A 13,238-nucleotide genomic window follows, 5' to 3' on the forward strand; every position below is an offset into this window, starting at 1 on the left:
GATTAGGCAAATATAATCTTAAAATTTTTGAATCCAAATACATAAAAAAAAACGGAACCGAAGTCCCGTTTTAAATTTTGTTATTATTGCGTTGCTTTAATAATCGAATTGGTGATTTGATTTTCCTTTTCTTTCGAATAAGTAGAATCAAAAGGTTCCATTATATCAAATAAATATTGGTAGAATGGCGTTATCTTTTGCACCTGTTCAGACTCGGTCATTGCTTTTTCCTTGCCCATTTCTTTAAGATTTTCAATGAATGTATTGAATTTCTTATCGATCGGTTCTATTGATTTTACAAGGTAATCGTACGCTTTATCTTTCTGTCCGATTCTTGTGTATCCGTCGGTAACAGCAGAGATTACTAATGAATATTCCATTGGTTTTGTTCTGATCTGTTTTCTCAGATAACTTTGATCAGACTTGCTTAAACTCATGTAATAATCATATTCTTCAAAGATTCCTTTCTTAAGAACTTCTGCCAATTGCAATCCTTTTTTCTCCTGTCCTGAAACGATATATCCGTAAACCATTGAGCTTAAAGAACGTGGATCGTTGTATTTCTGTGCAGGAATTTCTTTGGAAGCTAGATCCAATAATTCCAGTGCCTTTCCTTTTTGTCCCATTGTTGCTAAAGCTGCTGCTGCTCTGCTTGCAGATGCTCTGTAGCTCATAATGTTTGATGTTGCAGTTTCATCGAAGTGAGCATTCAGATCTTTGAAATTACCCCATCTGTAATTTTTAACAATATTATATAAAGAATTAGCGTCTACTCTTCCCATTTCACCATCCGGAGTTTGCGGTGTATGAATCGGGATCAATCTGTAACTGAATCCGTCAAACTGAAGATATTCGTCTAGATAGAAAATATTTTCGCTGTCGTAGATACCTCCTGAAGAGAAGTTGATTGGTCTTTTCCAGTCGAAATTTGCCAATACATCAAGCAAGATCAGGTTATTCTTGTAAAGCGTATTTCCTTTATACGTAATCATGATTTGATTCACTGTATTTGGAAGATCTGCCTGATTGATGATTCCTGCCTGTAGAGCATTTACTTTATTTACTGGTAAAATGAATTTATTTACGGGTAAAATATTGTATTTCTCATACTTTTCTTCTCCGAAATACATTTTTAGCAATTCATTTTTCGCAGGAGACGAATGTTTAAGGAAATTAATCGCTTCCTTCATGGTCATAGAATCCTGAGTAAGATATTTTTTGAATTCTGCAAATTCTGTTTCCGGAGCTCCCTGTTGTTTCAACATAGAGAAAACTCCTTGCCAGTCGTCTTTTTTCATCATGTAGATCTGGTCGTTAACACCATCTCTGTAGTCATCATGAGTCAATACGCCTGGAACTGCAGCTGCATTATACGTTCTTCTTTTGATCTGATCGATATTCCAAGGCGTTGAAGCTAATGTGAAGTTCACCACTTTTACATCGTCTCTCAATTGTTGAGTTTCCTGAATTGCCCAAACCGGATACGTATCATTATCACCGTAAACAAACATAATATCGTTTTTCGGTAAAGATTTTAATACAGAATATCCGTAGTCGTAAGAAGTATATCTGTTGTGTCTGTTGTGTACATTATAATTCTGGAAGCCCATCATAAAAGGAACTCCTAATAAAATTACCCCTGCAGCGACGTTTGCTACATTAGATTTTACTTTTGATTGAAGTAACCAGAGAAGTCCTCCCGCTCCAAGTCCGATCCAGATGGAAAAGGCGTAGAACGAACCCACCATTGCGTAATCTCTCTCTCTCGGCTCAAAAGGTTTTACCCCTGTATAGAAAACAATTCCGACACTCGTTATCACAAATAATGATAAGATAGCGTAGAATCTGCCAAAGTCTTTATTTAATTGGAAGAAGAATCCAATTAATCCTAATAATAAAGGTAAAAAGAAGAATTTTACTGTACTTTCATTTTTAAATTTCGCAGGCATTTTCTCCTGATTTCCCCACAAAGCATCATCAATAAAAGAAATCCCTGAAACCCAGTTTCCTCTTGTGCTTTCCATGTTTCCTTCAAGGTCATTCTGGCGTCCTACGAAGTTCCACATGAGATATCTCACAAAATAATATCCGTTTTGGAATGTAATGAAATAATCTAAATTCTGAGCCAGAGAAGGCTTTTGAACATTAATTAAGTTATATTGCTTTACCTTTAAATAATCAGCAGCCGTAATCGACTTATCTTCATATTTTTGTCTTAGTTCCTCAAAGATCTGTTTAGCTTCAGGACTGTCGGCAACATCTTCATTTGAATAATTAAATGTAAAATCCGGCGCTCCGTACATAGAAATGTAATTTGCCATTACATCTTTATCTTCATTAAACATTCTCGGCATGAAGCCTACATGAGCTTTATTGAAAACATAATTAAATCTGTCTCCTGTTTTTCTATAAGTTCCTGATTTCTCATCTTTTTCGTAGATTTCTCCCGTTTTCTGAGTTTTGAAACTTCCGTCTTCATTTTTATCAATTCCGTTTGCATCAAGGAAAGCGGTGTAATTTTGACCGTAAATTGTAGGCCAGTCACCGTATTGCTCTCTGTTATAATAATCCAACATACCGATCGCGTTATCCGGATCATTAAGGTTCATCGGAGGATTTGCATTGGCTCTGATGGGAATTACCATCCAGCAAGAGAAACCAATCATCATAAAAACTACGGATAAAGCAATCGTCTGATAAAGATTTTTCTTCATCTTTTTTGAATATGTAATCAGGAAATAACAGATCGCAATCATTAAAATAAACGCTACAATCGTTCCTGAATGGAAAGGTAATCCTAATCCGTTGACAAAGAAAATTTCAAGTTTCCCGAACAAGGTCATAATCAAAGGGAAAATTCCTTTAAATACAATCGCTAAAATAAGCAATGTAATAAGATTCGCCCAGATGAAATTTTTCCAGGTGAATTTGTATTTTCTGGCATAATACACAAAACAAACCGCAGGAATCGCCAACATACACATCATGTGAACCCCTACAGAAAGTCCTAAAATGAAGAAAATAAGAATAATCCATCGTTCATTGTCTGAAGACAGATATTCGTTTTCCCATTTTGTAATCAACCAGACTAAAAGTGCGATGAACATAGACGCCATCGAATACACTTCCCCTTCTACCGCAGAAAACCAGAACGTATCTGAAAAGGTGAAGCACAAAGCTCCCACCATACCTGCAAAAAGAATAGAAATCTCCTGATGTTTGGTGATCTCTTCAAAGTCTTTGTTGAGAAGTCTTCTCACGAAATGTGTAATTGTCCAGAACAAAAACAAAATCGTAAATGCACTAAACAATGCAGACATCGCGTTGATCACGATAGAATAATTTTCGCCGTTCCCTAAAGCAAAAATGGCTGCCACAGCACCCACAATCTGGAATAATGCAGCTCCAGGAGCGTGCGTTACTTCAAGCTTTACAGCCGAGGAAATGTACTCGCCACAATCCCAAAAACTGAAATTCGGTTCTATGGTGGACAAGTACGTGAAAAATGCAATGACGAAAACAGCCCATCCGAGGACGGTGTTCCATTGCCTAAAAGCCCAATTTTTCATAGTAATAAATCAATTATGCGAAAATAACGCTTTTATATGATTTTAGGCGGTTTTTAACAAAATTTAAAGATTTTGGCTCGCTTTTTGAAAACTTTCGGGTTGACATAGTAATAGAAAATAAAATTTTATCTATTTTAGAGGTTAGAAATCAAACAAAAGTTTAGAAATAAATTTATTTTTTTGTATTTTTGCCGACAGATTTTTATTGAAAAATAACAAATAATGAGTAATGTTTACGATAATATACTTGGCCTTATAGGAAATACTCCTATGGTGAAGCTTAACACTGTGACGAAAGATATTCCTGCAACCGTGTATGCCAAGTTAGAATCATATAATCCTGGACATTCCACTAAAGACAGAATCGCACTTCATATTATAGACAACGCTGAGAAAAAAGGTTTATTAAAAGAGGATTCCGTAGTTGTAGAAACTACATCAGGAAACACAGGATTTTCAATTGCAATGGTTTGCATCATTAAAGGATACAAATGTATCCTTGCGGTAAGTGATAAAACCAAACCTGAGAAAATTGCCTATCTTAAAGCACTTGGAGCTATCGTTTATATTTGTCCTGCAAATGTACCTGCCGATGATCCAAGATCTTATTATGAGGTGGCTAAGAGAATTGCTGCAGAAACCCCAAATTCAGTTTATATCAATCAGTATTTCAACGAATTGAATATTGATGCGCATTATCAAACTACAGGTCCTGAAATTTGGGAACAGACACAAGGTAAAATCACACACCTTTTTGCATGTACAGGAACAGGGGGAACTTTATCCGGTTCAGCAAAGTTCTTAAAAGAAAAAAATCCTGACATCAAGATTATCGGTGTTGATGCAGATGGTTCTATTTTAAAAAGTTACCACGAGACAGGAGAAATTCACAAAGAAGATGTTCATCCTTATCAAATTGAAGGAATGGGGAAAAATTTAATCCCTTCTGCCCTTCTTTTCGACAAAGTAGACGAATTTATAAGGGTAAATGATGAAATGTCGGCTTACAGAACCCGCGAAATCGCTTTAAAAGAAGCTATTATGGGAGGTTACACAACTGGAGCTGTTACACAGGCTTTAATTCAGTACGCACAATCTCACGAATTGTCTGAAAATGATCTGATTGTTTTAATTTATCCGGATCATGGATCTAGATACATCACAAAAGTATACAGTGACAAATGGATGGCTGAACAAGGTTTCGTTAATAACTGTGTACACAACTATGATGAAGTTTTCAAAACAGAATTCATCAAATAAAAATAAATTTATACAAATCAAGCCTTTGCTAGATCACAAAAGGCTGTTTACTCAAATATTAATAAAATGTTAGATATTTTTGATCGTATTAAACAAAATCCTGGTCCATTAGGACAATTTGCAGATTATGCCGAAGGATATTTTGTTTTCCCAAAACTGGAAGGTCCGATTGGTCCAAGAATGAAATTTCAGGGTAAGGATGTAATTTTCTGGAGTGCCAATGACTATTTAGGTCTTTGCAACCACCCGGAAGTGTTGGAAGCTGATGCAAAAGCTGCTGCAGAATTCGGAATGTTTTATCCGATGGGCGCAAGAGCAATGTCGGGTGAAACCCAACAACACCAACAATTGGAAAAAGAATTGGCAGAATTTACTCAAAAAGAGTCTGCTTATCTTTTAAATTTCGGTTATCAGGGAATGGTTTCGGCTATTGATGCATTGGTTACAAGACACGATGTAATCGTTTATGATGCAGATTCTCACGCTTGTATCGTAGACGGAGTTCGTCTTCATATGGGGAAAAGTTTTACGTTCAAACATAACGATATTGCAAGTTTAGAAAAAAACTTAGCTAGAGCAACTAAAGTAGCAGAAGAAAACGGAGGCGGAATTTTGGTGATTACTGAAGGAGTTTTCGGAATGAGAGGAATGCAAGGGAAATTGAAAGAGATTTGTGATTTAAAATCAAAATTTAATTTCAGATTGTTGGTAGATGATGCGCATGGTTTCGGAACTTTGGGTAAAACCGGAGCTGGAGCGGGTGAAGAGCAAGGTTGCCAAGATCAGATTGATGTTTATTTCTCTACTTTTGCTAAATCTATGGCAGGTTTCGGAGCATTTCTTTCGGGAGATGAAACGATCATCAGATTTTTAAAATACAATCTTCGTTCTCAGATTTTTGCTAAATCTTTAACAATGCCAATGGTAATCGGAGGGTTGAAAAGATTAGAACTTCTAAGAACGCGCCCGGAAATTAAAGATAAATTGTGGGAAAACGTAAATAAACTTCAAAACGGATTAAAGGAAAGAGGTTTCAACCTTGGAAACACAAACACTTGTGTAACTCCTGTTTTCATTGAAGGAACTACGATTGAAGCTACTCTTTTGGCTAAAGATTTAAGAGAAAACTATGGAGTTTTCACATCAGTTGTGGTATATCCCGTAATTCCAAAAGGAATGATCTTGTTAAGATTAATCCCTACAGCTTCACATACAGATTCTGAAATTAATGAAACTTTGGCTGCTTTTGAAGGCATCAAAGAAAAATTAGTTTCAGGTGCATATGCTGAAATGGAAAAACAAATGAATATCGAGTACAAACAAATGTAATTGATTTTCAATTTAAAATAAATGAAAACCGTTAGATTCTTCTAACGGTTTTTTTAAAAACAAATCATTAGAGAAATCTAAGAGCCTGTTTAAATTTTCTTCCAAACAATTTTAACATTAAGAAGTTAAGATTTTAAGGGTTTAATACTTAAAAAACTTAACAAAAATCAATGTATTGATTTCTCAATTCTTAGTAAGAATCAGATTTCTTAAATTCTTAATGTTCAAATAAAGAATAAACTTTGTTTATTTAAGATTAAGAAAATTAGAGTGTAAAATTTAAACAGGTTCTAAAAGATTTAAAATAACTTTGCAAAAAATTTACTGTTGAAAGATCTGCTTCTTATCACTCCGCCTTTTACCCAACTTAATACTCCTTATCCTGCAACTGCCTATATTAAAGGTTTTTTGAATACCAAAAATATTTCAAGCTATCAGATGGATTTGGGTATTGAAGTTATTTTGGCGTTATTTTCCAAAGACGGAATTCAGAAGATTTTCAGCACAGAAATTGATCTTCACAATATTTCAGAAAACTCTCAAAGAATTTTTACCTTGAGAGACGAATATATAAAGACCATCGATCAGGTTATTTGCTTTCTGCAAGGTAAAACTCCCACGTTGGCAAGACAAATCTGCTCCATGAATTTTCTTCCGGAAGCTTCCCGATTCAACCAATTGGATGATATGGAATTTGCTTTCGGAAATATGGGTCTGCAGGATAAGGCTAAACATTTGGCTACCTTATATTTAGAAGATTTATCCGATTATATTGTAGAAAATGTTGATGCCGATTTCGGTTTCAGCAGATATGCCGAAAGATTAGGAAAAAGTGCCAATTCTTTTGATGAATTATATTTAAAACTATCAGGAGATCAAACATTTATCGATCATTTTACCTTGAAGCTTATTCAGGAAAAATTAGATATTGTACAGCCAAAATTGGTCTGTTTTTCTATTCCTTTTCCCGGAAATTTATATTCGGCTTTTCGATGTGCAAAGTTTATTAAAGAAAATTATCCTCACATCAAAATTGCAATGGGTGGCGGTTTTCCTAATACAGAATTAAGGGAAATAAAAGATCAGCGGGTTTTTGAATTTTTCGATTTCATTACTTTAGATGATGGCGAAACTCCCGATTGAATTACTTTGCGAAAATTTAAATAAAAATCAAGAAGACTCTGAGTTTAAAAGAACCTTTTTACTTGAAAATCAGAAAGTTGTTTATAAAAATAATTCTAAACGACACGATTATAAACAAGTTGACATCGGAACTCCCGATTATCTTGATTTACAATTAGATAAATATATTTCTGTCATTGAAATTGCCAATCCGATGCACAGTTTATGGAGCGACGGAAGATGGAATAAATTAACAATGGCACACGGTTGCTATTGGGGAAAATGTACTTTTTGCGATATTTCTTTAGATTACATTAAAATTTACGAACCCATTTCTGCTAAAATTCTGGTCGACAGAATGGAAGAATTGATTCAAACAACCGGAGAAACAGGATTTCATTTTGTGGATGAAGCTGCTCCACCCGCTTTGATGCGTGAAGTTGCGCTGGAGATTTTACGAAGAAATCTTGTCGTAACTTGGTGGACAAACATTAGATTTGAAAAAAGTTTTACCAGAGATTTATGTTTCTTACTAAAGCTTTCCGGTTGCGTTGCCGTTTCCGGAGGATTGGAAGTAGCGAGTGACCGATTATTGAAATTAATAGACAAAGGAATCTCTGTAGAACAGGTTGCAAAAGTTACACGCAATTTCACAGAAGCCGGAATCATGATCCATGCGTATTTAATGTACGGTTATCCTACTCAGACGATTCAGGAAACGATTGATTCTTTGGAAATGGTTCGTCAGTTGTTTGAAATGGGAATTCTACAGAGCGGATTTTGGCATCAGTTTGCGATGACCGCTCATTCACCTGTCGGTTTGAATCCTGAAGAATTTGGAGTCACTCCAATAAAACAGGAAATTCTGTTTGCTAATAATGATATTGATTTTACCGACAAAACAGGAATCGATCATGGTAAATTTAGTGTAGGATTGAAGAAATCTCTTTTCAATTATATGCACGGAATTAATTTTGAACTTTCGCTTCAGGAATGGTTTGATTTTAAAATTCCACGAACTACAATTGATCCGGATTACATTCATGACTGTTTGCTCGAAGAAGAAGATTTTAAGTTTAAAGGAAATTCAAAAGTGATTTTTTTAACTAAAAACGTAATCGCTGAGAATCGTATAAAAACAAAAAAGAAACATAATTATCCGTATACAAAAATTACGATTCACCTAAAAACGAACGTTATAAACATAGATTTGGAGCAGGAACAGGCAGAATGGCTGATGAAAATGTTTGAAGAAAATTCTACAGATCAATCGAAAAAGATTACGCTTCAACAGCTAAAAATAAATTTCGAAGAAAATTTTGAAGATTTTGAGTTGTTTTGGTTCTCAAAATCCATACAGCAATTGAAAGAAAACGGGGTGATTTTGAGTCTGTAATTTTCATATATTTTAATTTTATATCAATGTTACAACTCAAGAAAAGTATTGAATCTCATTATATTACATCTTACGGAGCAGAAATAAGTGAAGTCATTTGCTATATTTTTGAACGAAACTTAAAAGGTGATCCTCTTCAGGATTTTATTTTTTCTGCCAGAGATTATAGTTATTTTTTTAAATCAGAAAAGCTACAAAAAGATATTTTTACATCATTATCAATATCTGATGCCGAAAATATAATAATTTCTGCTATAATTAAAGAAGTAAAATATAATGAACATTTTATGTCTTGGGAAAAAGGAAAAGAATACCTTGATCTTTTTTTTAAAGAGCTTCCCGGATCCAAAGAAATATATACAAATTCATATTGGGAAAAATCTGTATTTAATAATATAGACAAAAAGGAATTTGAACTTAATGCATGGTCCGGAATAAGCCATAATTATTGGTACGATTACGGTTTCATTATTGTTACAACAGAAAAGATTGGAGTTTTATGGTTTGGTGATGATAGTTAAAAAAATCAATAATAATAAAATCCCAAAACTAATTTTTCGGGATTTTTATTATTTTTTTACTTCTCAACTCCGTCTTTCGTAACCTGACCAACAATTACTTTTTCCTGAATTTTAATAAAATTAGGATCCATAATCGCCATTCTTTCGGCAATAGCTTTATAGGTTGGGAATTTTAAAATCGATGCACGACCCGACATTTCCCTATAAATAGTAAAGCTTTTTCCGCCTGCAGATTTCAATTGCTTGGTTGTCGTGATGTATTTTCCTATAAATTTGCTGTTGGCATCATAAATTTCGATATCAACGAATGTTTTATCGGTAATCGTATCTTCCGAGCCAAAACTTACGGGTAAATTGGTGAAATATCCTACAGGTTTTCCGTTACTAAGGATTTCTCCAACGTTATTTACGGTGATATTTAATTTATCAATTTTAGTTCTTATGGTATAAGCTTCCTTAGTTTTGGTATCTAATTTTCTTTTAGGATTATTCTTAAAAAGTTCATCCAGATTCTTAATATTAATACCTCTTTCATCAATGATTTTAAAGCCTTTTATACAAGTATAGACCGCAGATTTCTCTTCACCGGAGAATGCAGACGGAGAAATATAATCAAGATCAAGAACTTTTTCCTGATTATAAATTCTTTTTAACTTGATATAACTATCTCTTACAGAATCGACTACGCTTTTGTCAACAAATTCGATGGTATAAATTGGAGTCTCTTTTAGATCCATAAAAGTGTAAATATTCGACTTATCCGAAATTTTTGCCACATGAATTCCGTCAAGACTTACAATACCTCTTTTGGTTTTGATATCCTGAGCATTGAATAGAACTCCTAAAATAGTAAATAAAATGATTAAACTTCTGTTCATGAAATCAGATTCTTACATAAAATAAAAAAGTGTAACCAAAGTTACACTTTCTTGAAAATATATTTAGCTTTTCATTTAATTATTCACAAAGGATAATTCCTTTATTATGATTAAATTCTACAACACCGCTTTTGATAGGATAAGAAAAAACAGCGTCTTTCTCATTTTCCTGAGTTAAGTTTTTAGCATAAGCTTCATCAATAGATTTAGCAAAAAGCTTCACTTTACCACCGATCAAAGAAGAAACGATTCCTGCGTGGTTTGTCATGATGTGAAATTCACCATTTTTTCCAGGCAACAATACTGAGTCTACTTCACCTTCAAAAACTACGTATTCTGGTGTTAAAATTTTTATATTCATTTTAATTTAGATTTAAAGATTTCAGAATTCAGATTTCAGACATAAAAGTCTCATGTCTAGAATCTGACATCTTGTGTCTAATTAATTTATTAAGCGTTATCAGCTAACATTTTTTGTCCAGCCGCGATAGCTTCCTCGATTGTTCCTTTCAAGTTGAAAGCAGCTTCTGGTAAGTGATCTAATTCACCGTCCATAATCATAGTAAATCCTTTGATCGTATCTTTGATATCTACCAATGAACCTTTAAGACCTGTAAACTGTTCAGCAACGTGGAAAGGCTGAGAAAGGAATCTCTGAACTTTTCTAGCTCTGTAAACAACAGATTTATCTTCTTCAGAAAGTTCTTCCATACCTAAGATTGCGATAATATCTTGCAATGCTTTGTATCTCTGAAGAATTTCTTTTACTCTCTGAGCACAGTTATAATGCTCTTCACCGATAATTTCCGGAGCCAAGATTCTTGACGTAGAAGCCAATGGATCTACCGCTGGATAAATACCCAATGAAGCGATTTTTCTATCTAGTACCGTAGTTGCATCCAAGTGAGCAAATGTTGTTGCAGGAGCCGGGTCAGTTAAGTCATCCGCAGGTACGTAAACCGCCTGTACTGAAGTAATTGAACCATTTTTAGTAGAAGTAATTCTTTCCTGCATCGCACCCATTTCAGATGCCAAAGTTGGTTGGTAACCTACCGCAGAAGGCATACGACCAAGAAGTGCAGATACCTCAGAACCAGCCTGTGTAAAACGGAAGATGTTGTCTACGAAGAAAAGTACGTCTCTACCTTGTCCGCTTTCACCACCGTCTCTGTAGTACTCAGCTAATGTAAGACCAGAAAGTGCTACTCTAGCTCTTGCTCCTGGTGGCTCGTTCATTTGTCCGAAAACGAATGCCGCTTTAGATTCTTTCATAACCTCAAGGTCAACTTTAGAAAGATCCCAACCACCGTGTTCCATAGACTCCATGAATTCGTCACCATACTTGATGATTCCAGATTCTAGCATCTCTCTCAAAAGGTCATTTCCTTCTCTCGTTCTTTCACCTACTCCGGCAAAAACAGAAAGACCACCGTGTCCTTTTGCAATATTGTTAATCAACTCCTGGATCAATACAGTTTTACCTACACCTGCACCACCGAACAAACCAATTTTACCCCCTTTTGCGTAAGGCTCAACTAGGTCGATTACTTTAATACCTGTGAATAAAACTTCTGCAGAAGTTGAAAGTTGATCAAATTTCGGAGCTGGTCTGTGAATAGGAAGACCACCTTCCTTAGAAATATTTTGAAGTCCGTCGATAGCATCCCCAACAACGTTGAAAAGTCTTCCGTTTACAGCTTCACCGATTGGCATCATAATAGGATTTCCGTATCCGATTACTTCCTGCCCTCTTTGAAGACCATCTGTAGCATCCATTGCGATACATCTTACTGTATCTTCACCAATATGTTGTTCTACTTCTAAGACTACTTTTTCACCGTTTCCTTTTGTAATTTCCAACGCATCATAAATACTTGGAATTGCTTCCACATTTGAGAAGACTACGTCGATTACAGGACCAATAATTTGAGAAATTTTTCCTTTAATTTGGTTTGCCATTGCTAAATTTTTTCTTGGTGCAAATATAATGATTCTTGATAAACCTGCAATTGTTAAAAAACAGATTTTTATCATGCTTTTTTACTCATGCCAGAATGTATCAATTTCGGAATGTACCAATAATTATTGCTTACAATATTGGTAAACTGTTATATTGATACATTGCTACATTATGTCTATATTTGCAGTCAAATTTTTTTCCGTTTTGAAAGTTTTCAAGAATTTTAAAGATTATACCTCTCAAAAGCCTTTAGCATTGTCTTTAGGAATGTTTGACGGGGTACATCTTGGTCATAAAAGTATTATTAATGAATTAAATAAAATTGGTTCAGAAAGCAATTTAGAAACTGCTGTGCTTACTTTTTGGCCGCATCCAAGGTTTGTTTTTAATCCAAATGAAAATTTAAAACTCTTGAATACCCTCGATGAGAAGAAATTTTTGATGGAAAAATACAGCATCGAAAATTTATTCCTTAAAGAATTCGATGAAGAGTTTAGAAATTTAACGGGAGAAGAATTTGTTCGTCAGATTTTGATTGATAAGCTTAATGTAAAATATTTAATCATAGGTTACGACCATTCATTCGGAAAAAATAAAAGCGGAAACTTCGAATTACTTCAAAAATTATCAAAAGAACTTGATTTTGAGGTCGAACAAATGGAAGCCATCAACATTCACGAAAATAATATCAGCTCTACCAAAGTCCGCAACGCTCTTTTAGCAGGAAATATTAAGGAAGCCAATGAAATGTTGGGTTACTCCTACTCTGTTTCCGGTACGGTGGTTCATGGGAAGAAAATAGGAAGAACAATCGGTTATCCTACAGCCAATATCGATACCGAATCTATTAAGTTGCTTCCCAAAAAAGGCGCCTATATTGTTGAAGTTCTAATCCATGGAAAACAATATAAAGGAATGTTGAGCGTCGGTACAAACCCTACTGTAAACGGAGAAAAATTAACCGTAGAAGTTTATATTCTTGATTTTGAAGGAGATATCTACGACGAAAAAATCACTGTAAAATTCAGAGATTTTCTTCATGATGAGATTAAGTTTGAAGGACTGGAGAAACTAATTGAAAGATTGGATGAGGATAAGAGATTGACGGAAGAGTTTCATTTTTAAAAAATAAAAAACCGCAAGAAACTATGCGGTTAATTTTTAAAGAAAAATTGAATTTCTTTTTGTTTATTCAATCTTGCA

8 protein-coding genes and 1 pseudogene are annotated in these 13,238 nt (G+C 34.5%); 5 read left to right on the forward strand and 4 right to left on the reverse strand.

Annotated features, from left to right (window positions below; genetic code table 11):
* Positions 1 to 83: 83 nt before the first annotated feature.
* The gene (locus tag J3D55_RS13870) at positions 84 to 3,569 is read right to left on the reverse strand and encodes a glycosyltransferase family 117 protein (protein ID WP_259131988.1); all 3,486 of its coding nucleotides are present in this window, start codon (positions 3,567 to 3,569) and stop codon (positions 84 to 86) included.
* A 222-nt stretch (positions 3,570 to 3,791) separates the two neighbouring features.
* Here J3D55_RS13870 and J3D55_RS13875 point away from each other — a divergent pair, with 222 nt between their 5' ends.
* From J3D55_RS13875 to J3D55_RS13890, 4 genes and pseudogenes are all read left to right on the forward strand, one after another.
* Positions 3,792 to 4,829, forward strand: coding sequence for a PLP-dependent cysteine synthase family protein (locus J3D55_RS13875; protein WP_259131990.1), 1,038 nt, complete (start codon positions 3,792 to 3,794; stop codon positions 4,827 to 4,829).
* Positions 4,830 to 4,895: 66 nt separating this feature from the next.
* Positions 4,896 to 6,158, forward strand: coding sequence for an aminotransferase class I/II-fold pyridoxal phosphate-dependent enzyme (locus tag J3D55_RS13880; protein ID WP_259131992.1), 1,263 nt, complete (start codon positions 4,896 to 4,898; stop codon positions 6,156 to 6,158).
* 327 nt (positions 6,159 to 6,485) lie between these two features.
* A pseudogene (locus J3D55_RS13885) lies at positions 6,486 to 8,676 on the forward strand (B12-binding domain-containing radical SAM protein).
* Between the two features lie 26 nt (positions 8,677 to 8,702).
* Complete coding sequence (locus J3D55_RS13890; protein WP_259131993.1) at positions 8,703 to 9,197, forward strand: hypothetical protein; 495 nt, start codon at positions 8,703 to 8,705, stop codon at positions 9,195 to 9,197.
* A 56-nt stretch (positions 9,198 to 9,253) separates the two neighbouring features.
* Here J3D55_RS13890 and J3D55_RS13895 read toward each other — a convergent pair whose 3' ends face one another.
* From J3D55_RS13895 to atpD, 3 genes are all read right to left on the reverse strand, one after another.
* Entirely contained in the window at positions 9,254 to 10,075 is an 822-nt protein-coding gene (locus J3D55_RS13895; RefSeq protein ID WP_259131995.1) for a hypothetical protein, read from the reverse strand.
* Positions 10,076 to 10,154: 79 nt separating this feature from the next.
* Positions 10,155 to 10,436 carry a FoF1 ATP synthase subunit delta/epsilon gene (locus J3D55_RS13900; RefSeq protein WP_259131997.1) on the reverse strand — a complete coding sequence of 94 codons (282 nt, stop codon included), beginning with the start codon at positions 10,434 to 10,436 and terminating at the stop codon, positions 10,155 to 10,157.
* Positions 10,437 to 10,525: 89 nt separating this feature from the next.
* Positions 10,526 to 12,034, reverse strand: a complete 1,509-nt coding sequence (gene atpD / locus J3D55_RS13905) for a F0F1 ATP synthase subunit beta (protein WP_259131998.1) — start codon at positions 12,032 to 12,034, stop codon at positions 10,526 to 10,528.
* A gap of 205 nt (positions 12,035 to 12,239) precedes the next feature.
* On the opposite strand from atpD, the gene J3D55_RS13910 reads away from it, so the two are divergent.
* A complete protein-coding gene (locus tag J3D55_RS13910; protein ID WP_259131999.1) occupies positions 12,240 to 13,160 on the forward strand; it encodes a bifunctional riboflavin kinase/FAD synthetase in 921 nt (306 codons plus the stop codon).
* The last annotated feature ends 78 nt before the right edge of the window (positions 13,161 to 13,238 follow it).

Origin of the sequence: Chryseobacterium ginsenosidimutans (assembly GCF_024807225.1) — a bacterium.
In the GTDB taxonomy this organism is placed as follows: domain Bacteria; phylum Bacteroidota; class Bacteroidia; order Flavobacteriales; family Weeksellaceae; genus Chryseobacterium; species Chryseobacterium ginsenosidimutans.